The 22,772-nt window shown below is 69.4% G+C and carries 27 protein-coding genes; 13 read left to right on the top strand and 14 right to left on the bottom strand.

All coding sequences use genetic code 11. The features are described 5' to 3' along the window. The first annotated feature begins 22 nt into the window (after positions 1–22). From ACFOW8_RS00265 to ACFOW8_RS00230, 8 genes are all read left to right on the top strand, one after another. Positions 23–781 (top strand): ABC transporter ATP-binding protein, encoded by a 759-nt coding sequence (locus ACFOW8_RS00265; RefSeq protein ID WP_378543513.1) that lies wholly within the window; start codon positions 23–25, stop codon positions 779–781. Further along, complete coding sequence (locus ACFOW8_RS00260; protein WP_378543510.1) at positions 778–1,548, top strand: ABC transporter ATP-binding protein; 771 nt, start codon at positions 778–780, stop codon at positions 1,546–1,548. Before ACFOW8_RS00265 ends, ACFOW8_RS00260 begins: the two co-directional genes overlap by 4 nt. Next, a complete protein-coding gene (locus ACFOW8_RS00255) occupies positions 1,545–2,423 on the top strand; it encodes a branched-chain amino acid ABC transporter permease (RefSeq protein ID WP_378543507.1) in 879 nt (292 codons plus the stop codon). The genes ACFOW8_RS00260 and ACFOW8_RS00255 overlap by 4 nt, the downstream gene beginning before the upstream one ends. Further along, positions 2,420–3,433, top strand: a complete 1,014-nt coding sequence (locus ACFOW8_RS00250; RefSeq protein ID WP_378543504.1) for a branched-chain amino acid ABC transporter permease — start codon at positions 2,420–2,422, stop codon at positions 3,431–3,433. Before ACFOW8_RS00255 ends, ACFOW8_RS00250 begins: the two co-directional genes overlap by 4 nt. Further along, on the top strand, positions 3,423–4,673 hold the full coding sequence (locus ACFOW8_RS00245; protein ID WP_378543501.1) for an ABC transporter substrate-binding protein: 1,251 nt from the start codon (positions 3,423–3,425) through the stop codon (positions 4,671–4,673). Before ACFOW8_RS00250 ends, ACFOW8_RS00245 begins: the two co-directional genes overlap by 11 nt. Positions 4,674–4,740: 67 nt before the next feature. Further along, the gene (locus tag ACFOW8_RS00240; protein WP_378543498.1) at positions 4,741–5,493 is read left to right on the top strand and encodes a hypothetical protein; all 753 of its coding nucleotides are present in this window, start codon (positions 4,741–4,743) and stop codon (positions 5,491–5,493) included. A gap of 109 nt (positions 5,494–5,602) precedes the next feature. Continuing rightward, entirely contained in the window at positions 5,603–6,760 is a 1,158-nt protein-coding gene (locus ACFOW8_RS00235) for an acyl-CoA dehydrogenase family protein (protein WP_378543495.1), read from the top strand. Between the two features lie 9 nt (positions 6,761–6,769). After that, positions 6,770–6,907, top strand: a complete 138-nt coding sequence (locus tag ACFOW8_RS00230) for a hypothetical protein (RefSeq protein WP_378543492.1) — start codon at positions 6,770–6,772, stop codon at positions 6,905–6,907. A gap of 25 nt (positions 6,908–6,932) precedes the next feature. Here the strand turns inward: ACFOW8_RS00230 and hisF are convergent, their stop codons facing one another. From hisF to ACFOW8_RS00210, 4 genes are all read right to left on the bottom strand, one after another. Continuing rightward, positions 6,933–7,748, bottom strand: coding sequence for an imidazole glycerol phosphate synthase subunit HisF (gene hisF, locus ACFOW8_RS00225; RefSeq protein WP_378543489.1), 816 nt, complete (start codon positions 7,746–7,748; stop codon positions 6,933–6,935). 5 nt (positions 7,749–7,753) lie between these two features. Beyond that, positions 7,754–8,575, bottom strand: a complete 822-nt coding sequence (locus ACFOW8_RS00220; protein ID WP_378543487.1) for an inositol monophosphatase family protein — start codon at positions 8,573–8,575, stop codon at positions 7,754–7,756. Between the two features lie 8 nt (positions 8,576–8,583). Beyond that, a complete protein-coding gene (priA, locus tag ACFOW8_RS00215) occupies positions 8,584–9,315 on the bottom strand; it encodes a bifunctional 1-(5-phosphoribosyl)-5-((5-phosphoribosylamino)methylideneamino)imidazole-4-carboxamide isomerase/phosphoribosylanthranilate isomerase PriA (RefSeq protein WP_378543484.1) in 732 nt (243 codons plus the stop codon). A gap of 65 nt (positions 9,316–9,380) precedes the next feature. After that, positions 9,381–9,983: a maleylpyruvate isomerase family mycothiol-dependent enzyme gene (locus ACFOW8_RS00210; protein ID WP_378543481.1), complete on the bottom strand. Its 603-nt coding sequence runs from the start codon at positions 9,981–9,983 to the stop codon at positions 9,381–9,383. A 429-nt stretch (positions 9,984–10,412) separates the two neighbouring features. Here ACFOW8_RS00210 and ACFOW8_RS00205 point away from each other — a divergent pair, with 429 nt between their 5' ends. The 4 genes from ACFOW8_RS00205 to ACFOW8_RS00190 all read left to right on the top strand — a co-directional run bounded on the left by ACFOW8_RS00205 (position 10,413) and on the right by ACFOW8_RS00190 (position 13,316). Next, positions 10,413–10,787 carry a hypothetical protein gene (locus ACFOW8_RS00205; RefSeq protein WP_378543478.1) on the top strand — a complete coding sequence of 125 codons (375 nt, stop codon included), beginning with the start codon at positions 10,413–10,415 and terminating at the stop codon, positions 10,785–10,787. 479 nt (positions 10,788–11,266) lie between these two features. Next, positions 11,267–11,938 (top strand): helix-turn-helix domain-containing protein, encoded by a 672-nt coding sequence (locus ACFOW8_RS00200; RefSeq protein ID WP_378543475.1) that lies wholly within the window; start codon positions 11,267–11,269, stop codon positions 11,936–11,938. Between the two features lie 72 nt (positions 11,939–12,010). Beyond that, positions 12,011–12,976, top strand: coding sequence for an alpha/beta fold hydrolase (locus ACFOW8_RS00195; protein ID WP_378543472.1), 966 nt, complete (start codon positions 12,011–12,013; stop codon positions 12,974–12,976). Next, positions 12,963–13,316 (top strand): cupin domain-containing protein, encoded by a 354-nt coding sequence (locus ACFOW8_RS00190; RefSeq protein WP_378543469.1) that lies wholly within the window; start codon positions 12,963–12,965, stop codon positions 13,314–13,316. The genes ACFOW8_RS00195 and ACFOW8_RS00190 overlap by 14 nt, the downstream gene beginning before the upstream one ends. Before the next feature lie 105 nt (positions 13,317–13,421). Here the strand turns inward: ACFOW8_RS00190 and ACFOW8_RS00185 are convergent, their stop codons facing one another. The 4 genes from ACFOW8_RS00185 to ACFOW8_RS00170 all read right to left on the bottom strand — a co-directional run bounded on the left by ACFOW8_RS00185 (position 13,422) and on the right by ACFOW8_RS00170 (position 15,980). Then, positions 13,422–13,619 carry a hypothetical protein gene (locus tag ACFOW8_RS00185; RefSeq protein WP_378543466.1) on the bottom strand — a complete coding sequence of 66 codons (198 nt, stop codon included), beginning with the start codon at positions 13,617–13,619 and terminating at the stop codon, positions 13,422–13,424. Between the two features lie 348 nt (positions 13,620–13,967). Beyond that, entirely contained in the window at positions 13,968–15,290 is a 1,323-nt protein-coding gene (locus ACFOW8_RS00180) for a hypothetical protein (RefSeq protein WP_378543463.1), read from the bottom strand. A 31-nt stretch (positions 15,291–15,321) separates the two neighbouring features. Then, positions 15,322–15,624: a WXG100 family type VII secretion target gene (locus ACFOW8_RS00175; RefSeq protein ID WP_378543460.1), complete on the bottom strand. Its 303-nt coding sequence runs from the start codon at positions 15,622–15,624 to the stop codon at positions 15,322–15,324. After that, entirely contained in the window at positions 15,621–15,980 is a 360-nt protein-coding gene (locus ACFOW8_RS00170; protein ID WP_378543457.1) for a WXG100 family type VII secretion target, read from the bottom strand. The genes ACFOW8_RS00175 and ACFOW8_RS00170 overlap by 4 nt, the downstream gene beginning before the upstream one ends. 318 nt (positions 15,981–16,298) lie before the next feature. Between ACFOW8_RS00170 and ACFOW8_RS00165 the strand changes: the two genes are divergently transcribed. Further along, on the top strand, positions 16,299–17,360 hold the full coding sequence (locus ACFOW8_RS00165; RefSeq protein ID WP_378543454.1) for a hypothetical protein: 1,062 nt from the start codon (positions 16,299–16,301) through the stop codon (positions 17,358–17,360). A gap of 203 nt (positions 17,361–17,563) precedes the next feature. On the opposite strand, the gene hisH is transcribed toward ACFOW8_RS00165, so the two are convergent. The 6 genes from hisH to ACFOW8_RS00135 all read right to left on the bottom strand — a co-directional run bounded on the left by hisH (position 17,564) and on the right by ACFOW8_RS00135 (position 22,759). Then, positions 17,564–18,193 (bottom strand): imidazole glycerol phosphate synthase subunit HisH, encoded by a 630-nt coding sequence (gene hisH, locus ACFOW8_RS00160; protein WP_378543451.1) that lies wholly within the window; start codon positions 18,191–18,193, stop codon positions 17,564–17,566. Beyond that, the gene (hisB, locus tag ACFOW8_RS00155) at positions 18,190–18,804 is read right to left on the bottom strand and encodes an imidazoleglycerol-phosphate dehydratase HisB (RefSeq protein WP_378543448.1); all 615 of its coding nucleotides are present in this window, start codon (positions 18,802–18,804) and stop codon (positions 18,190–18,192) included. The genes hisH and hisB overlap by 4 nt, the downstream gene beginning before the upstream one ends. A gap of 17 nt (positions 18,805–18,821) precedes the next feature. Beyond that, positions 18,822–19,949 carry a histidinol-phosphate transaminase gene (locus tag ACFOW8_RS00150; RefSeq protein WP_378543445.1) on the bottom strand — a complete coding sequence of 376 codons (1,128 nt, stop codon included), beginning with the start codon at positions 19,947–19,949 and terminating at the stop codon, positions 18,822–18,824. Next, entirely contained in the window at positions 19,946–21,283 is a 1,338-nt protein-coding gene (gene hisD / locus ACFOW8_RS00145) for a histidinol dehydrogenase (RefSeq protein ID WP_378543442.1), read from the bottom strand. Before hisD ends, ACFOW8_RS00150 begins: the two co-directional genes overlap by 4 nt. Positions 21,284–21,407: 124 nt before the next feature. Continuing rightward, complete coding sequence (locus ACFOW8_RS00140) at positions 21,408–21,695, bottom strand: putative quinol monooxygenase (protein WP_378543439.1); 288 nt, start codon at positions 21,693–21,695, stop codon at positions 21,408–21,410. Continuing rightward, positions 21,692–22,759 carry an aldo/keto reductase gene (locus ACFOW8_RS00135; RefSeq protein ID WP_378543436.1) on the bottom strand — a complete coding sequence of 356 codons (1,068 nt, stop codon included), beginning with the start codon at positions 22,757–22,759 and terminating at the stop codon, positions 21,692–21,694. The genes ACFOW8_RS00140 and ACFOW8_RS00135 overlap by 4 nt, the downstream gene beginning before the upstream one ends. Positions 22,760–22,772 lie beyond the last annotated feature (13 nt).

The raw sequence follows: 22,772 nt of genomic DNA, 5'->3' as shown, positions 1-22,772 counted from the left end.
CCTGCGAAATTACCGTCGTCGCATGCTCGAAACAACCAACCTGACGGTGCGCTTCGGCGGGATCACCGCCCTGCGGGAAGTCGGGTTCACGGTCGCCCCCGGCGAAATGGTCGGCCTGATCGGACCGAACGGCGCGGGCAAGACCACCCTGTTCAACTGCCTGACCCGGCGCAACCGCCCGACTTCGGGCACCCTGCGCTATCTGGACTCCGATCTGTCGACGGTGCGCCCCGACGCGCTGGCGGGGCTCGGCATCGCCCGCACCTTCCAGAACCTCGGACTGTTCCCCCGGCTGTCGGTCCGCGACAACGTGCTCGTCGGCGCACACCACCGGGCCCGCGCCGGCTTCGTCTCGGCGGGGCTGCGCCTGCCGGTCGTCCGGCGGGAGGAACGCGCATTGCGCGCCGAGGCCGACGACCTGCTCGAACGCCTCGACCTGACCGCCGTCGCCGACCATCCGGCGGCCGGCCTGCCGTTCGGCACGCTCAAGCGGATCGAATTGGCGAGGGCGCTGGCGGTGCGGCCACGGTTGCTGCTGCTCGACGAGCCGGTGAACGGGCTCAGCCACGGCGAGGTCGACGAGTTCGCCGAGCGGCTGCGCGCCCTGCAGGCCGAGCTGGAGTTGACCGTCGTGGTGGTCGAACACCACATGGGCTTCGTCATGGGCACCTGCGACCGGGTGGTGTGCCTGGAGTTCGGGCAGGTCATCGCGGAGGGCGAACCCGAAGCGGTACAACGTGATCCGGCGGTCGTCCGGGCCTACCTCGGGACGGCGGCATGAGTGGCATCGCGGGCCGGTGGCCGGTCGCGCGGACCGAGCAGAACCGTGAATTCCTCGCCATCGCCGACCTGCACGCCGGCTACGGCGCCGCGAAAGTCCTGCACGGGGTGGGGTTCTCGGTCGCCGAGGGTGAGGTCTGCGCGATCCTGGGCCCCAACGGCGCGGGCAAGACCACCCTGCTGCGCGCCCTGTGCGGCATGGTCAAGGTGCGCGGCACACTGCGGCTCGGCGGCACCGATGTCACCGGGCGCGCCCCGGAGGCGATGGCCCGCCTCGGCGTCGCTCATGTGCCCGAGGGGCGCGGCGCGTTCGCGCCGCTGTCGGTGGCGGAGAACCTGCGCCTCGGCGCCTTCACCCGGCGCGACCGCGCCGGTGTCGAGGCCGACCTGCGCCGCGTCTACGACTACTTCCCCATCCTGCGCGACAAGCAGCGCGAGCCGGCGGGCGGCCTGTCCGGCGGCCAGCAGCAGATGCTCGCGATCGGCAGGGCGCTGATGCTGCGCCCGCGCTTGCTGCTGCTCGACGAACCCTCCCTCGGACTGTCACCACTGGTGACCAAGGAGCTGTTCGGGATCGTGCACACCATCAACGAAGAGGAACGCACCACCGTGATCGTCGTCGAACAGAACGCGCACCTGGCCTTGGGCATCGCCCACCAGGCCCATGTGCTCGAGTCCGGCCGGATCGTGTTGTCCGGCACCGCGGCCCAGATCAAGGCCGACGACCAGGTCACCCGCTCCTATCTCGGAATCCGGGTGCGGCCGTGACCGAATTCGCGCAGCAGCTCGTCGAGGGGCTCTCGGCGGGCGCGATCTACGCGGGCCTGGCACTGGCGCTGGTCCTGATCTACCGGTTCACCGGGATCGTCAACTTCGCCCAGGGCGAGCTGGCCATGTTCTCGGCGTTCCTGGCCTGGCAGCTGAGCCAGACGATGCCGTTCTGGGCGGCACTGATCCTGACGCTGGCCATCTCGTTCCTGGCGGGCATGGCGATCGAGCGGGTGGTGATCCGACCGGTGGAGGGCGCGCCCGAGATCACCCTGGTGATCGTCACCGTCGGCCTGTTCTTCACGGTGCACGCGATCGCCGGCTGGATCTGGTCCTACCAGGTGAAATCCTTCCCGAATCCGTTCCCGGACGGCGCCTTCCACGGCGGCGGGATCAGTGTCGGATACGGCAGCCTCGGCATCTTCGCGGTGGTCGGGATGGTGATGGGGCTGCTGTATCTGCTGTTCCGCTACACCGGGATCGGGCTGGCCATGCGGGCGGTGGCGGCGAACCCGGCCTCGGCCCGGCTGGTCGGGATCAGGGTCGGCACGGTACTCGCGCTCGGCTGGGGTCTGGCCGCGCTGGTCGGCGCGGTATCCGGGGTGCTGTCGGCGCCGCTGCTGTTCCTCGAGCCCAACATGATGGGCGGGGTTCTGATCTACGCGTTCGCCGCGGCCACGCTCGGCGGCTTCGACTCCCCCGGCGGCGCGGTGGCGGGGGGCCTGATCGTCGGCGTCGCCGAAACCCTCACCGGCGCCTACGTCGACGTGATCGGCACCGAACTCAAGATCGGGGTGCCACTGGTGATCATCCTGGGCGTGCTGTTGCTGCGCCCGCAGGGCCTGTTCGGACACGCGGCGGTGGAACGAGTATGAGCGAATCGACGTCGACGCAGGTCATCCGCCGGATGGCCGCACCGCACCGGTTGCCCGGCGCGCTGATCGGTCTCCTGCTGGTCGTGGCCTGTCTGGCACCGTTGCAGCTGGCGCCCTTCCACACCTTCCAGCTCGCCATGGCGATGATCTACGCGGTCACCCTGCTCGGGCTGAACCTGCTGGTCGGCCACACCGGCCAGATCTCGCTCGGCCACGGCGCGTTCTTCGCGGTCGGCGCCTACACGGCGGCGGTGGCGATCGAACGATGGGACGTGCCGTATCTCGCGACCGTCCCGTTGGCGGCCGCGGTGGCCTTCGCTCTCGGCTTCGCGCTCGGTATCCCGGCGCTGCGGCTGCGCGGGCTGTATCTGGCGCTGGTCACCCTGGCGATCGCGATCTTCCTGGTGCCGCTGCTGAAGCGGTTCGACGGGCTGACCGGCGGGTCGATGGGCCTCACCGTCACCAAGCCGGTGCCGCCGGCCTGGACCGGGCTTGCCGAGGACCAGTGGCTGTATTTCCTCGCCCTCGCCACCACCGTCGCGAGCTTCGCGCTGGTCGCCGGGATGCTGCGGTCGCGGGTGGGGCGCGCGCTGCACGCGGTGCGCGACAACGAGATCGCGGCCGAGGTGCTCGGGGTGAACCTGGCCCACTACAAGACCCTCGCCTTCGCCTGGAGCGCACTGCTCGCCGGTGTCGCGGGCAGCGTCTACACGTGGGTGATCGCCTTCGTCTCGCCGGACTCGTTCGCGCTGACCCTGTCGGTGACCCTGCTGGCCGGGCTCGTAGTCGGGGGGCTCGGCACCACCTGGGGTCCGCTGCTCGGAGGCCTGTTCGTGCTGTTCGTGCCCAGCTTCGCCCAGGACGTCAATCAGGCGGCGCCCGGCGTCATCTTCGGACTGCTGATCATCGCGGTCATGTATCTCGCGCCGACGGGGCTGGCCGGGTTGGCCGGCCGCCTGGCGCAACGGCTCGGACAGCTCGTCCGGAAAGGAAAATCACATGCGCACTAAGGCGATTCACGCCATCGGCCTGGCGGCGGCGCTGCTCGCGACGCTCACCGCCTGCGGAGGCCGCGGCGCCGACACCGGCACCGTCGGGCAGGGCGACTGCAAGGGCCAGCAGACCACCGGCATCACCGACACCAGCATCAAGCTGGGTGGGATCTACCCGCTGTCGGGTCCGGCCTCGGCCTACAGCGAGGTCCCCAAGGGCATCAAGGCCTACTTCGACTACATCAACGCCGAGCAGGGCGGCATCGACGGGCGCAAGGTCGAGTACCTGGTGCGCGACGACGGTTACCAGCCGCCCAAGACCGTCGAGGAGACCCGCCGGCTGGTCGAGCAGGATCAGGTGTTCGCGATCTTCCAGACGCTGGGCACGGCGACCTCCTCCGCGGTGGTCGACTACCTCGACCAGCGCAAGGTGCCGCAGGTGTTCGTTGCCACCGGCGCCACCAAGTTCGGTGCCGACACCGCCCATCCGTGGACCATCGGCTGGCAGCCCAGCTACCGCACCGAGGCCACCGCCTACGCCACCTACATCCGCGAGCAGCGGCCCGACGCCACCGTGGCCGTGCTGTACCAGAACGACGACTTCGGCAAGGATCTGCTCGCCGGGTTCACCGACGGCATCGCGGGCAGCGGGGTGCGGGTGGTCGCCGAGCAGAGCTTCGAGGTCACCGACCCCACCGTCGACCCCCAGGTCCGCAACCTGGCGAACTCGAACGCCGATGTGCTGCTGAACTTCTCGACCCCGAAGTTCGCCTCGCAGGCGCTGGCGGCCGATGTGCGCAATACCGGGTGGAATCCGCTGCACGTGGTGACCCAGGTGTCCAACACCATGGCCACGCTGCGCCCCGTCGGTCTGGAGAACATCCAGGGCGTGGTGAGCGCCGCCTTCATCAAGGACGCCGCCGACCCGCGCTGGGCCGACGACGCGGGCATGCGGACCTTCAAGACCAAGCTGGCGCAGTACGCGCCGGGCGCCGATCCGGAGAACCAGCACACCATGGGTGGCTGGACCATGGCCCAGAGCTTCCACAAGACCATGGCCGCGGCCGCCTGCCCGACCAGGGAGGGCCTGCGCGAGGCGATGCGCTCCCTGGACGACGTGCCGGTCGACCTGCTGCTGCCCGGCATCACGATGAGCACCGGCGCCGACGACGGCTACCCGCTCGAGGCCGTCGGCATCCAGACCTTCGCCGGCACGCACTGGTCGCTCACCGAGGGCCTCTACACCACCGGAAAGTAGTCCCTCCCCGCCACGTTCCGCGTTCGCGGACCGCTCGAAGTACACCCCCGATCGATGAGGATCACCGATGAAGATGTCCACTACGCTCGCGACCGCCGCCATGACGGCGCTGGCCCTCTGTGTCGGCGCGGGCACCGGCAACGCCGAGCCCGCTCCGGCGCAGACCGAGGTGCGGTACGAGGTCAGCAGGTCGGGTGACGCCGCCGTCGTCACCACCGGTGACGGCAAGCTGCGCGTCGTCGACGACCAGCTGGTGCTCACCACCACCGACGATGTCCCGGTCGCCGCGCTGCCGCTGTCGTACCGCATGGACGACCAGCTGTTCCCGATCACCGCCGAGATCGACGGCGACACCGCGACCCTCACCCCGGTGCGGACCGGTGGCACCCAGGTGGCGGCAGCGACCGACCTGGTCGCCCCCGACGCGGCGGCGCAGCAGATCGCCGAGTCGTTCACCCCGCGCGATCAGGCCGCGCTCGGGGTGCTCGCCCAGCGCCTCGGGATCGGCAGCGCGGTGGCCGCGATCATCGGCGCCGTGGTCGGCGGCGGGATCGGCTGCTTGGTCGGCGGTGCCGCGGGCGCGGTGATCGCCAGCCCGGTGATCGTGCTGCTCGCCCCGTGGGTCGGCGCCACCGTCGCCGGGTGTGTGCTCGGCGCGGCCACGCTCGGCGCGGTCGGCACCATGGCCGGGCTGATCACGGTCGGCGGCCCGCTGGCGCTGTTCTCGGCGTACCAGTACTTCTCCACGATCCTCGCGCCGTGCCCGGCCGAACTCGGCGCCTACTGCAAGGACCCCGCGGTGCCTGCACCCGCGAAGTAGCCACCGTCCCCTGGATCGGCCGCGAACCCTGTCACGGGTTCGCGGCCGTCCGCGGTCGCGGGAGCGGGCCACCGCTCCCGCGGCGCACCGACCCGCAGAGGAATCCCCCATGCGCAGAACTGTTCTCGACGACGACCACGCCGCGTTCCGCGCGATGCTGCGCGCGTTCATCGGCGCCGAGGTGACGCCGAGCTTCGGCCGCTGGTACGCCGACGGCCTGGTGCCGCGCGAGTTCTATTACCGGCTGGGCGAACTCGGGGTGCTCGGGCTCGCGGCGCCGGTGGAGTTCGGTGGCGCGGGGCGCGGCTCGTTCGGCTACCGGACCGTGCTGGCCGAGGAGATCGCCAGGGCCGCGGTCTCCTTCGGCGGGGCGAGCGCGCATCTCGGCCGGTGCCTACCGCTGGTGCACGCGCTGGCCGACCCGGCGCAACTGGCCCGCTGGCTGCCGGGGATGGTCAGCGGTGAGACGATGTTCGCGCTGGCGGTGTCCGAGCCGGGCACCGGGTCCGAGCCCGCCGAGATGCGTACCACCGCGCCGCTGTCGGCCGATGGGCGCACCTACCTGCTGAACGGATCGAAAACCTATGTGGCGGGCGGTATCAACGCCGATCGGGTGATCGTGTGCGCTCGCACCGCGGCCCCCCGCCCCGGCGACCCCGGGTACGGCCTTTCGCTGCTCGTGGTCGACACCGGCGCGGCCGGTTTCCGGGTCGGGCGCAGGCTCGACACCTTGGGCCGCAAGCTCAGCGGCACCGCCGAACTCACCTTCACCGATGTCCGGGTCCCCGCGGCCGACCTGCTCGGCACCGCGCACCGGGCGCCCGCCCAGCTCGCCGGGCAGCTACCCACCGAACGGCTCGATATCGCCGTCGGCGCGTACGCCCAGGCCAAGGCCGCGATCCGGTTCGCCCGCAAACACGCCACCGAGCGCGTCGCCTTCACCCGTCCGGTCGCGGCCTTCCAGAACACCAAATTCGAGCTGGCCGCCTGCCAGGCCGAGGTCGACGCCGTCGAGGCCGTCGTCGACCGGGCCATCGACGCGCACGACCACGGCGACCTGGCCGAGGCGCACGCGGCCTCGGCCAAGCTCTTCGCCACCGAGACCGCGGGCCGGGTCATCGACCGCTGCCTCCAATTGCACGGCGGCGCGGGCTATCTCACCGATTCACCGATCGCCCGCCTCTACGCCGACCACCGCATCGACCGCATCCAGGGCGGATCAAGCGACACCCTGCGCACTCTCATCGCCACCGACATGGGGCTGTAGGGCAGACCAGTGGCAGCACAGCCGGTGCGCGGCGCCAGGGAAGCCGCCTACCGCCGCGCTGTCACCGAGGGCAACGTCGCATTCGGGCAGCCGAACGGCCTACCGTGGCCGCACCACGGCGCCTGGTCGTACCGGATGCGGCCCTGACCGCGTGGTGATACGGCGGGTCGAGTCAGCGGACGGTGATGCCGTCGGCGCGCATGGCGGTCTTGACGTCGCCGATGGTCAGGTCGCCGAAGTGGAACACGCTGGCGGCCAGCACCGCGTCGGCACCGGCGTGCACCGCGGGCGGGAAGTGCTCGACCGCGCCGGCGCCGCCGCTGGCGATGACCGGCACCGTGACCGCCGCGCGGACGGCGGTGATCATCGGCAGATCGAAGCCGGCCTTGGTGCCATCGGCGTCCATCGAGTTCAGCAGGATCTCACCGACGCCGAGTTCGGCACCGCGGATCGCCCATTCCACCGCGTCGATGCCGGTGCCGCGCTTGCCGCCGTGCGTGGTGACCTCCCAGCCGGACGGGGTAGCCGACTGCCCCGCGGGCACGGTGCGGGCGTCGACCGAGAGCACGATGCACTGCGAGCCGAAGCGCTGCGACATCTCCGAGAGCACTTCGGGGCGGGCGATGGCGGCGGTGTTCACCGACACCTTGTCCGCGCCCGCCCGCAGCAACCGGTCCACGTCCTCGACCGTGCGCACGCCGCCGCCGACGGTGAGCGGGATGAAGATCTGCTCGGCGGTGCGGGTCACCACGTCGAGCATGGTGCCGCGGTCGCCGGTGGAGGCGGTGACGTCGAGGAAGGTCAACTCGTCGGCGCCCTGGGCGTCGTAGGAGGCGGCCAGTTCCACCGGGTCACCCGCGTCGCGCAGGTTCTGGAAGTTGACGCCCTTGACCACCCGGCCCGCGTCGACATCGAGGCACGGGATCACACGGACTGCCAGAGTGCTCACCGCCGCGGTCTCCTGGCGGCCATCGGTGCGCGGTGTCATCGTGTTCAACCTCGTTCTTCGTCGCTGACCGTCAGGATCATGTCGAGCAGTTCGTCGTGCACGCCGGGCGCCGCGGCGAGCACCGAGCCGGAGGTGATGGTCCACGGCGCCCCGGCCAGATCGGTGACCACCCCGCCCGCGGCCCGCACCAGCGCGACCCCGGCCGCGTTGTCCCACGGATGGTGGCCGAACACCACGGCACCGCCGAGCACGCCGGAGGCGGTGAACGCCAGGTCGATGCCGGTGGCGCCGTGCATGCGCACCCGTGAGCTGAGCCTGCTCAGCGCGCCGAGCAGGTCGAACCGGAACTGGCCGGGGATGCGGCCCGCCGAGTCGACGTTGAACGCGCCGAAACCGATCATGGCGTCGGACAGCTTGCCGGGCCGCAGCGGCGGCGCCACCACGCCGTCGAGCGTGAGCCGGCCGCCCGCGACGGCGGCGTAGCGGCGCCCGAGCAGCGGCAGCCAGGTCAGGCCGATCACCGGTTCGCCCTCGTGCACGAGCGCGAGCAGGGTGCCCGACATGGGGTGGCCGGAGGAATAGTTGAAGGTGCCGTCGATCGGATCGAGCACCCAGGCCGTGCCCGAGGTGAGCGCCGGACCACCGAATTCCTCACCGTGCACCGCGATTCCGGTGCGCTGGGCGAGGTCGGCGGCGATGGTCCGTTCGAGTTCGAGATCGAGTTCGGTGGCGAAGTCGTTGCGGCCCTTGGTGACCGCGCTCGGCGCGCCGATACCCTCGACGAAGCGCGGGACGGTCCCGTCCAGGACCTGGGTGGCGACGGCCAGCAGGTCGGTCAATTCGGCGGTACTCGGCGCGGCGGTCATCGTGGGCGTCAGCGCACCGCGGCCAGTGCCTCGGGCAGCGTGAACCGGCCCGCGTACAGCGCCTTGCCGATGATCGCGCCCTCCACGCCGTCCTCGGCGAGGCCGGCGATGGCGACGAGATCGTCGAGCACCGAGATACCACCGGAGGCGACCACCGGTGCCTCGGCGGCATTGGCCACCTGGCTCAGCAGGTCGAGATTGGGGCCGGTCAGCGTGCCGTCCTTGGAGACGTCGGTGACGACATAGCGCGCGCACCCGTCGCGTTCGAGACGTTCGAGCACCTCCCACAGATCGCCGCCGTCGGTGACCCAGCCGCGCCCACGCAGCCGCCATTCGCCGTCGATCTGCTTCACGTCGAGGCCGACCGCGACCCGGTCGCCGTATTCACCGAGCACGCGGGCGCACCATTGCGGATTCTCGATCGCCGCGGTGCCGATATTGACCCGCGCGCACCCGGTGGCCAGTGCCGCCTTCAGCGAGTCGTCGTCGCGGATACCGCCGGACAGTTCGACCTTCACATCGAGCTCGCCGATCACCTGCGCGATCAGGTCCCGGTTGCTGCCCTTGCCGAATGCGGCGTCGAGGTCGACCAGGTGCACCCATTCGGCACCGGCCTGCTGCCAGGCCAGCGCGGCATCGCGGGGTGACCCGTAGCCGGTTTCGCTACCGGCCTCCCCCTGCACGAGGCGCACGGCCTCCCCATTGGCGACATCGACCGCGGGCAACAGCACAAGACTCACGTGATCAGACTAGTAGGTCTGCGACGACGATCCGCGCGCCGGTCCTGGCCCGTGCCCGGTCGCGGTCAGGCGCAGCGGCGGCGCAGTTCAGGGACGCCGCCGCCGGTGAGCTCGTCGAGGACGATCGCGCGGCCGACGACGGCGAGCGCGATGGCCTCGCCGGGGCCACGGATCTCGGGGCCGTCGCCCCAGGACCAGTCCAGGTCGGTGGCCACGAAGCGCAGCCCCCTGGTGCGCCTGCCGGGGAAGGCGAACGGGTCGGGGTAGGACAGCACCGCGATCATGCGGTCGGCGGGGATGCGGCGGGGGCGACCGAGTGGGCGGCGGATGTCCTGGTGGTGCACCAGCAGGTCCGAGAGCATGAGCCGGGGCGAGAAACGCGACAGTCTGCCCGACTCGTGCTCGAACTTGTGCAGCAACTGCGCGGTGGGCAGGCAGGCGAACGAGGCGGCCAGTGCGTTGTTGACGCGATCGATCGAACCGCGGTTGCGCGCCGCCGCGGCCGCGTACTCCAGCGGGCCGAGGGTGTCGGTGAGCAGATGGCCGACGACATCACGGACCCGCCAGCCCGTACACAGTGACGGCGCCTCCCACTCCTGCTCGCTCAGCCCGCGTAGCAGGTCGAGCAACTCGGCACGTTCCTCGGCCAGCATCCCCCGGAAGCTCATGCCCGTCACTGTAGGTCGCCGCGCGCCCGGCAGACCCCCGATTCGGTTGTCCTGGACCGGAATACCCGGCACCGTGGCGCGCACCCGACTCGCTTCCCGACCCGGCCACGAGGGACCCGCGATCTGATCGCGATGGGTATGTGATAGTGCCGAGATATGTCTCGCGGAATGTTTGCCGATTTTGCTCGACATCGGTAGCCAACCATGCGCCACCACTGATGTGACGCGCGATACAACGCGCCTACCTGCGGAAACATCCCGTTTTCCAAGAATTAACGGTGATTATCGCCACGTTCCAGAAATTAGCCAGACCCCCACCGCATCGATTAGCTTTCGTTTTGTCGGCAGGCACGAAGTTCCCCACCCAGTGCATCGCCACACCGCACTGCCGCGTTACCAGCCTGTGATTGCAGGCCGAAAGGAATTCTCATGACTCGCAAGACCCTCGCTGTCGCCGCCGCCGTCGCCATCGCCGCGCTCGGTCCGGCCGCCGCCGCCAACGCCTTCACCGGCTCGGCCACCGGCTCCGCCGCCCTCGGCGCCGCGGGTTCCGCCGCTGCCGGCGCCGCTGGTGCGGGCACCGCGGGTGCCACCGGCTCCGCGGCCGCCGTCCCCGCGATCGGCACCCTGGCCGCCACCGGCTCGGCCGGTCTCGGCGCCCTCGGCACCGGTTCGGCCGCCGCCCTGGCCGGCCTGGAACTGCTCGACACCGGCAGCTCGGCGTTCGATTCCGTCACCAGCGGTGGCGTCAACATCATCGACATCCTGCTCGGCATGCAGGAACTCAACGCTCCCGCCGAGTGATTCGAGCACGCTGAATCTTCCGGCCACCCCCTCAGGTCGGTTCGAATGCGGTGACGTCCTCCCTGGACGTCACCGCATTCTTTTTTGTGCCACCTACGACAAATCCAATCCGTGTAATTTGCCAAGATCGATTGCAGATAAATTGCTGTGCTGACCGGGCGAAGTTTCGTCGACTCGACTCGACTTCGCCGACGGCCGGTCTCCGCGCTTGCCGGTAGGGCGCAGCGCTCACCCATCGTCGCGGAGACAGGAGTTTCATGCCGGCCTCGGCCCGGGCGGGGCTTCGGCTCGTCGACGCGTCGATGGCAGTAGTCCAGCGGTCATTGCGGTGGCGGAACCGGCGCTCCTACGCTCGGGGGGTGCGGCCGATCATGTCCGACCAGGAGCTCGGGAGTGAGTGGGAGCTGGCGCGGGCGAGTGTCCGGCCGCCCGGGATGTCGGTGTCCGGGTTTCGGGATCGGCGCGGGGCCGGAGTCAGGATGCGCATCGTGGCGGTGCCCGCGGTGACGGTGGTGGTCCAGGTCGGAGAGGCCGGGCTGGTGGCCGAGGCAGCAGGGGGGACCGAACATCGGGGCGGGATGGTCAGCGGGCTCGTGCCGGGGGTGCGGCAGCTCAGCTCGGCTCGGGTCGACTGTGTCGAAGTGCGGATGTCACCGCTGACGGCGTACCCGCTGCTCGGTCTCGCGCCGCGGGAACTGTCCGGGACCGTCGCCGGCCTCGACGAAGTGTGGGGCCGATCGGGCTCGGCGCTACGCGAGCGGCTGGCCGATACCCCCGGCTGGCAGGGCAGATTCACGCTCACCACCCGGTTCCTCGCCGACCATGCGACGCGCACGACACCCGATCCCGAGGTCGCCGCCTGCTGGCAGCGCATCGTCGGCAGTGGCGGGCGGGTGCGGGTCGGGGAGTTGCTCGAGCTCACCGGCTGGAGCCAGAAGCGGCTGTGGACCCGGTTCACCGCCCAGATCGGGGAAACTCCCAAGCGGGCCGCCATGGTGGTCCGGTTCCGCCACGCCTTCGACCGCCTGATCGCCGGGGAACCCGCCGCCGCGGTCGCCACCACCTGCGGCTACACCGATCAGTCCCACCTGCACCGCGACATCGTGACATTCGCAGGCACCACTCCGGGAGCCCTGACCCCGCCGACGTGAGTGGGCGTGGCGCAGCCCCGAGCGGAGGATTCGTCCAAGACGCCCGGCCATCCGGGCTGCGATGGTGAGGCCATGACCACATCCCCCATGCTCGCTACGCGAATCCGCGCGATCGAGCGACGCGTCGCCGACACCTACGGGCTGACGACGACCGAGCGCTACCTCACCGTGGGCCACCCCGCGGTCCGGATCCGGGCGCTCACCACGGCCGAATCCGGTCTGCCGGTGCTCTGGATCAACGGGATCACCGCGCCCGCCTTGGCTTTCGCCCCTCTGCTCGCCAGGCTGCCCGGCTTCCGGCACGTGCTTGTCGATCTGCCCGGCCACAATCTCGCGGCACCGTACCGCTGGCAGGACGGCTCGGTGCGAGCGGCCGCGGTAGGGGTGCTCACCGGGCTGCTCGACGAGCTCGGCATCGACAGCACGCAGGTCGCGAGCAACTCACTCGGCGGGCTGTTCACCCTGTGGACCGCGCTCGACGCCCCCGGCCGGATCACCCGCGCCGTGCTGCTCGGCGCCCCGGCGACGGCGCTGCCAGGCACCCGCCCGACCGCGGGGATGGCGGCGACCGCGACCCCGGTGCGTGGCAGGCTCGACGAATGGCTGATGGGTATGCCGTCGCCGCGTTTCCTCGCCCGCGCCGCCCTGACGGAAGCCCTCGGCGCCGACACCGCGCGCGCCATGTCCGACGACCTGCTCGACCTGCACCGGCTCCCGCTACGCCTGCCCGGCCGAGCCGCTTCGTACCGCGCCCTGCTGCGCCGCCTGCTCGACGGCCGCACACCACGCGGCGAGGTCGTCCTCACCGAGGCCGAGCTGCGCCGCATCGGCATTCCGACGTTGTTCCTCTGGGGCGAACGGGATGCCTTCCAGTCCCCCGACCATGCCCGGCGCTCCGTCGCTGCCATGCCGGCGGCCGAGTTCGTCACCCTCGCGGGCGGCCACAATCCGTGGCTCGACGACACGCCGCGCTGCGCCGACCTCATCGGCACGTTCCTCTGCACACCCACCGAAAGCGACGCCCGTGCACAGCCATGACCCCCGCTCGCTCGCCGAACACCTGGCCCCCTTCGAATTCCGCGAACTCGCCCCCTTCAACTCCGGCGCCTTCTGCATGTACACCGGCGACCACCTCGAGTCCTCCGATTGGGAACTCCACCCCGACACCGACGAACTCCTGCTCGTCCTGCGCGGCTCCGTCACCGTCGAGATCCTCACCGCCACCGACAGCCACCGAATTCCGCTCACCGCAGGCCAATTCGCTATCGTGCCGCAGGACCACTGGCACCGCCACCTCGACATCGACCAGGTCGTCGAGGTCTTCTACACTCCGGGCGCCACAGTCGAATCCACCGCCCCCGACCCGCGCGAACCGTGACCCCGGCACATCGCGGCTTCCGCACGATCTCCGAATGCCGCAGCCGACGAACGCGATTCGTTGTCGCCCCTTTCAGTCTCTGCTACTACGCCCAGATGAGTTCGCTCACTCCTGGGTATCCGGGAGTCGATCGATCCCCACGAAGAGTCCCCAGCCGAAGCCGACGCCGTAGCGCCTGCCTGCGAACTGGAAGGTGTACTCCTCATTGGGGTACCAGCCGTCCACGGGCTGCAACGGCCCGAACAAACCATCGAATTCGTCCAGGGTGAGGGTCCATGGCCGAAGATCCGCTGGGTCGCTCACCAACGGCAAGTCTCCGGTATTGCGCCGAAATCGAGCCGCGTCAATAGTCCCGACCGCCGACCGGGTGGCCTCGAATGTGAACTGTGGCCAGAAGCTACTATCGCTACTTATGGAGTTGTCGGACCGTGACACACTGAACACCTCCTGCAATTTAGCGAACTGGTCAGGGCTAGGTTTCAGTCTGCGCTGCATCTCGTTCGAGATCCGCTTCGCACTCTCTAAAGGGACATCGATTCTAGAAAGTATGGAACTCTTTTCACTGTCGGAACAGCGCATCAGAATCAGCTGGTGTATCTCGAACTTCACTACGTCGTCGAGACTCGAACCTTCATTCAACTAACAATCCTTTCATGCCTGCAAGTACTGAACGAACTGCGTCAGGTCACCCTCGTACTTTACAACCGATCCGTCGGCATTCACAACGAACGCCTTACCGATCTGTACATACGTCGGGAAGATCATTTTGGTGCCATCAGGCAGGTGCGCGACCCCACCGGTTCCACCGAAAGCCGTCTCCGCCGCACGTGTGGCGACTGTAACGGCGTCATCCTGGGTGAGGTGGAGGTCGGTTACCTTGCCGACGAGCGCATCTTGCTGTCCAGACCCACGGGGGATGCGTGCCACTTCGTCACCGATGTCCTGTCCGAGCCGGTCGAGCTCTTCTGGAGACTTCTGAGGTCTAGGGTTCTTCTCCGTTTCACGCGGGTCACTGTCGTCGATATTTTTCGTTTCATTGGCTTTCCGCTGCGACTCCCCTAGGTCGCGTTGCTTTCGGCTGGCCTTCGCCTGGACTCGCAGCCTACGCCAATCCGCCACTTTATCGGCGATCTTGCGGGCGTAATCCAACACGGTATCTGCGATTGCGGCAGCTCCGATCACCGCGGAGACTCCGAAGGTGAGGAACGAGCTCGCTGCCGCAAGGACGAATCGTTCCGCGACCTTGAGCGCCAACTCCTCCAAAATGCTCCACAGCATTTCTTTTCGCAAGGCCCACAGTGCGTCCTTGAACTCCGTGCACATCGCCGACAACTCGCCGCACGCCGCGAGGACATCGGCCATCACGCCTTCTAGGCCGCGCAGCTTCTCCGCGATAGCTCTCGCGTCATCGGCGTCGCAGGTGTCCATCAGTTCCGCGGCCTTCGACATCACCGAGGACAACTGTGCAGTGTAGTTGTTCTGCAATCGATCCCAGGCTTCTGCGGCAGCCTGCAACTGATCTGTATCGCCGTCCGGGATCGCAATTCCGACCTTGTTTGCCAAGCCGATCACATCATCTGCCGCGTCCCGAAGTCCTCCTTGGAGGTCGGCGCCGGCCTTGCACGGTGCGCCATAGAATCTTCGCTCGACCTCCGGCATTGCCGGAATCGCGGCGGGCGGGGACTTGGGTGGCAGAATGCTGTTGTAATTTGCGAGATAGAGTTCGTATCCACAATGGACAGCGACCCGGCCGAGTTTCTGCACGGCCTCACCGAGATCCGCGACGAGCGTCAATAGTTCGCTGACCCTTGCGTCATAGTCGGACGCCCACGACTTGCCTTCTTCATCGACCCCGGCCATACCGTCGCAGGTGTTCAAGGTGCCGGTTTCGGTGGTGAACGCAGTGTGTAGGTCGTCGGCGAGGCCGAAACACGCATTTCCGACGGAATAGTACGCGCCGAAGGTAAGGTCCATATCGAATTCCCCCGGGAAGATCTTGTGGCCGCTACAAGCCCAGACGCTTCAGGTTCGCGGCCATGGCGCCGCTGTAGTTGGCGTGCGCGGTTTGCGCGGCCTTCTCCATCACCGAGAGCCCATCCTGGACGTCGGCGGCACCGTCGGCCCAGTCCTGGTGCGCGGTTCGGTACGCCGCAGCGGCTTCGCCACTCCAATCCGGTATCACCGCCTTGGCCTTGGCGTCCAGCGCGGTCAGCTGGTCCACCACGTAGGCCTTCAATCCGCGCATCCGTGCGGTGACCGCGTCGAGATGCTCGAGATCGACAGCGAATCCGTCCTCGGCACTGCTCATGACATGTTCAGCGACACAACGGTGGCCGCGTTGTCGTCATCGGTTGCCCGGAAGTTCTCGGCGGTGATCCCGAGCCGTTCGGCCAGGATGAACAGGGTGTCCCAGACATCGAGTGCGCCCCGGTGCATTTCGTCCCATCCGGCCAGGTAGGAATCTGCCGCAGCACCCTTCCAGGTGGACGTGAGTCCTTGCACTTCCGTGTCCAAGCTTCCAGAAGCGGAGCGCAATTCCTCCGCGATGCGGTAGGCCTCACGTGCGAAGGCCTGTACGTCATCCGGAACGATGTCGACCCCGACCGAACCTTCACCGCTAGCCATGCACCCCCCAAGAAAGCTGCCGCGCTGATCAATCCGCACAGCGCCGTTGTAGCACTCGGGTGCAATCTACCACGCCGGTCCAGCCCCGCGACGCGACGCTAGTCCACTGTGTAGCAACGTGATTTGCGGAGAACACCACTCAACATACGAGAACGGGAACGACGATGCCGAGGCATCTGGCAAGCCCACCGTCCGTCGAACCGGCATGCGCCCTGGTTGTTCGAACCCTGTACCCCAGGTGGCGTCGCAACCGCGGCGACCGGGCCACGTCAGGTGCAGTCCCCGGGGCCGAAATCAGGGTGTCTGTCCCTCGAACGGGGGACGACACTGCTGCGGCCGTGCAAGAGGATCGGCGTAATGACAATTCCGAGAGCCCTCGTCGGTGGCGCCGTCGCCGCGTTGGCCGTGCTCACCGGCGGGTGCGCGGCGACCCAGGAACCGGTCGAGGCACCGGGCTGGTCGGTCGCCGAGTTGGTGGCGCAGGTCGACGCGGTGGCGGCGCCGCAGGTCCGTTGGACGCCCTGTGCGGAGCAGGTGGTGCCTGACACCGAGTGTGCCGCCATCGAGGTACCGCTGGACTACACCGACCCGAACGGCCGGCAGCTCGCGCTCGCGGTCGTACGGCAACCCGCGCGCGATCCCGAGCGCCGGATCGGCACGCTGTTCACCGCGGCGGGTGGCCCCGGCGGGTCCGGGGTGGACTGGGCAGCGCGCGGGGAGATGTTCCCCGGCGAGCTCGGCGACCGTTTCGATGTGGTCACCTTCGATCAGCGTGGGATCGGGGGCAGTTCCGGTGTCCGCTGCTTCCCGGATCGGGTTCGTGCCCTGCAGCTTTCGTCACTGCTCGATCCGGTGTCGTACACCTCCGACACCCTTGCGGGCATTCATGCGACAGCGGTCGGCACCGGGGAAGTCTTCGGCGAGTTCCTGCGCCTGTGCGCGGGGGCGCGGGCCTGTGCCCTCGGCGCCGGCGGTGCGCCGGCCGACGAGCTCGGGGCGCGCGATACCGCGCTACTCGACCGGGCGAAGACGGCCGCGATCCCGGTCGGCGCGGAACCGGAGACCGTGTCGGTCGGCTACGGCGAACTCGTCCAGGCGCACGCGATGCCGCTGTACGACCCGGCCACCGGGTGGCCCGCGCTCGCTGTGCTGCTGGCCGAACTCGAACGCGGCTCCGCCGGTAGCCCCGCCGTGGTGCGCGAGATCCTGTCCGCCGTCGCGACCACCGGCGACTTCCTCGACTTGTTCGTCGCGATCTCATGCGCTGACAACACCCTCCCGCGCAGGCCCGACCTCCGGCCGGAGCTCGCTGCCGAATCGGCCACCAGCGCACCGCTGTTCGGCCCGTTCTGGCTGTACCTGCGCCGGCCATGTGCCGTCTGGCCCGCACCCGGTCCCGGCTACCCACAGCGCCGCTGACATCCGCACAGCGAGCCGCCGAGGCGATGGGCAGCGCTCGCCTGGTTGTCGTGTCCGACGGCTAAGGTCATGTGCCGACCGGCGACTGCGTCACCACGCTCCGCGAGCGTTACCTCATCGACCTCGAACTTCCCGAACCTGGCACAACGTGCACAACCGCCGGGCGCCGTTCACCCCGTAGCGGCGCAGCCGAGAACCACTGCCTACAGCGACCCGATCCAGTTGCGGAGCAGCTGGGCGCCCGCGTCCCCGGACTTCTCCGGATGGAACTGGGTGGCCGACAGGACCCCGTTCTCGACGGCGGCCAGGAACGGTACACCGTGTTCGGCCCAGGTGAGTTTCGGTGGTGCGATGTGCTCGGTGGGCGGTAGTTCCCACTGCTGGGCGGCGTAGGAATGGACGAAGTAGAAGCGGGTGTCGGCGTCCATGCCCGCGAACAGGGTGCTGTCGGCGGGGGCTTTCACCGTGTTCCAGCCCATATGCGGCAGGACGGGCGCGTCCAGCCGGGCGACGGTGCCGGGCCACTCCCCGCAGCCCTCGGTCTCCACGTCGAACTCCACGCCGCGCTCGAACAGGATCTGCATGCCGACACAGATCCCGAGCACCGGCCGCCCGCCCGCGAGCCGCTGGCCGATGATGCGTTCGCCGCGCACCGCGCGCAGCCCGGCCATGCAGGCCGCGTAGGCGCCGACACCCGGCACGACCAGGCCGTCGGCCGCCAGCGCGGCGGTGGGGTCGGCGGTCACCGTCACCTGAGCGCCCGCCCGAACCAAGGCACGTTCGGCCGAGTGCAGATTGCCGGAGCCGTAGTCCAGCAGCACCACCGATTTCACAGCACACCCTTCGTGGACGGAACACCGCTGACCCGCGGGTCGATTTCGACCGCGGCACGCAGCGCGCGGGCGACAGCCTTGAACTCGGCCTCGGTGATGTGATGCTGGTCGCGGCCATAGAGCACCCGCACGTGCAGTGCGATCCTGGCGTTCTGCGCGATCGACTCGAAGACGTGCTTGTTCAGCACCGTCGAATACGACGCGCCGGGTCCCGCGCTGGGAATGACGGTGTGCACCAGGTGATCCGGTTCTCCGGTGAACACACAGTACGGCCTGCCCGACACGTCGACGGCGGCGTGCGCGAGTGTCTCGTCCATCGGGATGAACGCGTCGCCGAAGCGGCGGATGCCCTTCTTGTCGCCGAGCGCCTTGGCCAGTGCCTGGCCGAACACGATGGCGGTGTCCTCGACCGTGTGGTGCGCCTCGATCTCGATATCGCCCTCGGCGCGGACCACCAGGTCGAACCCGGCGTGCGCGCCGAGCGCGGTCAGCATGTGGTCGTAGAACGGGACACCGGTGGAGATCTCGGTCTGCCCGGTGCCGTCGAGGTTCAGCTCGACCAGGATCGAGGACTCCTTGGTGACGCGCTCCACCCGCGCTGTTCTGCTCATCTCGTTGCCTCCAGCGGTCAGTGGGTGAGGTCGGTGCCCGCGATATCGCGGCTCACGCGCAGGAACTCGTCGTTCTCGGCGGCGAGCCCGATGGTGGCACGCAGGTATCCGGGAATCCCGACGTCGCGGATCAGCACCCCGGCGTCGAGATAGTGCTGCCAGGCGCGGGCCGCGTCGGTGAACCGGCCGAACAGGATGAAATTGGCGTCGCTGGGGATCACCTGGAAGCCCTGCTCCGCCAGTGCGGCGGCGACCCGGTCGCGCTGGGCCGCCAATTCGGCGACGCTGCCGAGGGTTTCGTCGGCGTGCCGCAGTGCCGCGCGCGCGGCGGCCTGGGTGACCACCGACAGGTGGTACGGCAGCCGCACCAGCAGGATCGCGTCGATCACCGCGGGCGAGGCGGCCAGGTAGCCGAGGCGGCCACCGGCGAAGGCGAACGCTTTGCTCATGGTGCGGGTGACCACCAGCTTGGTCGGGAACCGATCGATCAGGGTGATCGCGCTCGGGGCGGCCGAGAACTCGCCGTAGGCCTCGTCCACGACGACGATGCCGGGCGCGGCCGCGAGCAGCCGCTCCAACTCGGCGATCGGGATGCTGTGCCCGGTCGGATTGTTCGGGCTGGTCACGAACACCACGTCGGGGCGGCGCTCGGCGATCTGGGCGACGGCGTAGTCGATGTCGAGGGAGAAGTCGCCGCTGCGCTTGGCTTCGATCCATTCGGTATCGATGCCCTCGGAGATGATCGGGTGCATCGAGTAGGACGGCACGAACCCGAGCGCGCTGCGGCCCGGCCCTCCGAACGCCTGCAGCAGCTGCTGCAGGATCTCGTTGGAGCCGTTGGCCGCCCACACATTGGCGGTATCGACCGCGACGCCGGTCTGCCTGGTCAGGTAGGCCGCCAGGTCCGTGCGCAAGGCGACGGCGTCGCGGTCCGGGTATCGGTGCAGGTCGGCGGCGGCGGCACGCACCGACTCGGCGACATCGTCGATCAGCGCCCGGCTCGGCGGGTGCGGGTTCTCGTTGGTGTTGAGCTGCACGGGCACCGTCAATTGCGGTGCGCCGTACGGGGATTTGCCGCGCAGGTTGTCGCGCAGCGGCAGCTGGTCCAGGGTCGCCGCGGCGCCGGGGACGGTGGGGATAGTCACGACAGCGCCTCGAATCGCGCCCGCACGGCCTGGCCGTGCGCGGGCAGGTCTTCGGCATCGGCCAGCGCCACCACGTGTCCCGCGACATCCTTCAGCGCCGACTCGGTGTACTCGACGATGTGGATCCCGCGCAGGAAGGTCTGCACGCTCAGTCCCGAGGAATGCCGCGCGCAACCCGCTGTGGGCAGCACGTGGTTGGAGCCTGCGCAGTAGTCGCCAAGGCTCACCGGCGCCCACGGCCCGACGAAGATGGCGCCCGCGCTGCGCACCCGCGCGGCGACGGCGGCCGCGTCGGCGGTCTGGATCTCGAGATGCTCGGCGGCGTAGGCATCGACCACGCGCAGGCCCTGGGCGATATCGTCGACGAGGACGATCCCGGACTGCTTGCCGCGCAACGCTTCCCGCACTCTGGCGTCGTGCTTCACCACGGCGAGCTGGGCGTTGATCGCGTCGTCCACCGCGTCGGCGAGTGCGACCGAGTCGGTGACGAGCACGCTGGCGGCGAGCACATCGTGCTCGGCCTGGCTGATCAGGTCGGCGGCCACGTGCACCGGGTCGGCGGTGGCGTCGGCCAGCACCGCGATCTCGGTGGGGCCCGCCTCGGCGTCGATGCCGACCAGGCCGCGGCACAGCCGCTTGGCCGCGGTGACGTAGATGTTGCCGGGACCGGTGATGAGGTCGACCGGGGCCAGCGCGTCGCCGTCGGTGTCGGTGCCGCCGTAGGACAGCAGCGCGACGGCCTGCGCGCCGCCGACCGCCCACACCTCGTCCACCCCGAGCAGCGCGGCGGCGGCCAGGATCGTCGGGTGCGGCAGGCCACCGAACTGCGCCTGCGGCGGCGAGGCCACCACCAGCGACTCGACCCCGGCGGCCTGGGCCGGGACCACGTTCATCACGACCGACGACGGGTAGACGGCATTGCCGCCGGGCACGTACAGCCCGACCCGCTCGACCGGCACCCACTTCTCGGTGACGGTGCCGCCGGGCACCACCTCGGTGACGGTGTCGGTGCGGCGCTGATCGGCGTGCACCTTCCTGGTCCGTTCGATGGCCACCTCGAGGGCGGCGCGCACGGCCGGATCGAGCGCGTCGAGCGCCTCGGCCAGCTTCGCGACCGGCACCCGCACCGCGGCCGGGCGCACGCCGTCGAACTTCTCGCTGTAGTCCAGCGCGGCCTCGGCCCCCCGGTCACGAATGTCCTCGACGACCGGCCGCACATGATGCAGCACCGAGTCCACGTCGACTCCGCCACGCGGCAGCGCGGTGCGCAGCTCGGCAGTGGACGGAGTACGACCGCGCAAGTCGACGCGGGCGAGCTCGGTGCGGGGTGTCATGTCGGGTCAGGTCCTGTTCTGTCCTCGGCTCAGGTCGCCTACCAGCCTAATGGTCGACCGTCACCGCTCCACCGGCAGATCCCAGGGTGGCGGCGGGCCCGGCCACCAGACCCGCCGCCACCCGTCATTCCGCGACGAGCCGGTCGATCCCCATCGGTTCGGCCAGCACCGTCTCCAGCACGCTCCGCACATGCAGAAAGTGCGGCGTGCCGAAGTGCGCGTCGAGGTCGACGGCCGAGCTCCACCGCTCGACCAGCACCATCGCGGCGGAATCGTTGGGATCGGTGAACAGCTGGTAGAACAGGCAGCCCGGCTCGGCGAGCGTCGGTTCGATCATCGCCTCCAATGCTGTCCGCAGCCGATCCTCCTGGCCCGGAGCCGCCCGGAATCGAGCGATGACGTGCAGGGTCATGCCGAGGCTCCCGCGGACGACACCGGTCCGGTCCCGGCGCCGGTGTCAACGATCGCGGCGGCGATCTCGGCCAGATCCGCCACGCTCAGCGCACGCGCACCGGCGCCGATCCAGTCGTCGATCTGCGCGGGAGTGCGCGCACCGACGATCGCACCGGTGACGCCGGGCCAGGCGAGATTCCATGCCAGCGCGACCTCCGCGACCGACATCGCGCGCCGGGCGGCGATCGGCCGCAACGCCTCCACCAGTGCCAGATTGGCGGCCAATCCGGTCGTGAAGTCGGGATGGCTCGACCGCCAGTCGTCGGATCCGAGCGCCGCCGCGCGTTCGGCAGTGAACGCGCCGGTCAGCAGCCCCGATTGCAGCGGCGAATAGGTGATCACGCCCGTACGGTTGGCGCGCGCCCACGCGATCTCGCCGGCAGCGGAGCGGTTGAGCGCGGAGAACGGCGGTTGGATCGCGTCCACATGGGCGACCCGCTCGGCCTCGGCGAGCTGCGCCGCGTCATGGTTGGACAATCCGATCGCTCTGACCTTCCCCTCTCGCTTCAGATCGGCCATCACCTGCCAGTATTCCGCCAGCGGAGTCGCGGCATCGGTCACCCGGCTGTCCGCACCGTAGACGAAGGCCGCGCCGGTGTCGGGCCAGTGCACTTGATACAGGTCGACATGATCGACCCGCAGCCGACGCAGCGACCCTTCCAATTCCGCGCGCACCGACTCCGGGCGCATGATCCGACGCGGCGGACCGGTCGGATCGTCGCCGTCGGCCCAGATCAGCCCCGCCTTGGTGAACACGTAGGGGCGATCGGCTTCCGGCAGGCCTGCCAGCGCCCGACCGACCAATTCCTCGGCATGTCCGAGCCCATACGCCGGGGCCGTATCGATCCAGTTCACGCCGCCGTTGACCGCGTGGGTGATGGCCGCGACCGAGTCCGTGTCGTCGGTCGCTCCCCAGGAGTACTGCCAGCCGCGACCGGCGATCACCCAGGTGCCGAGCCCGAGCGGGCTGAGCTCCATACCGGTGTCACCGAGCGGACGAGTGTTGTTCGTGGTCTGTGTCATGACCACTACCTTT

The sequence above is a fragment of the Nocardia rhizosphaerae genome, assembly GCF_042650365.1.
GTDB lineage: Bacteria > Actinomycetota > Actinomycetes > Mycobacteriales > Mycobacteriaceae > Nocardia > Nocardia rhizosphaerae.
Note: the sequence above shows the minus strand (reverse complement) of the source record. Positions and strands in the feature narration are given on the sequence as shown.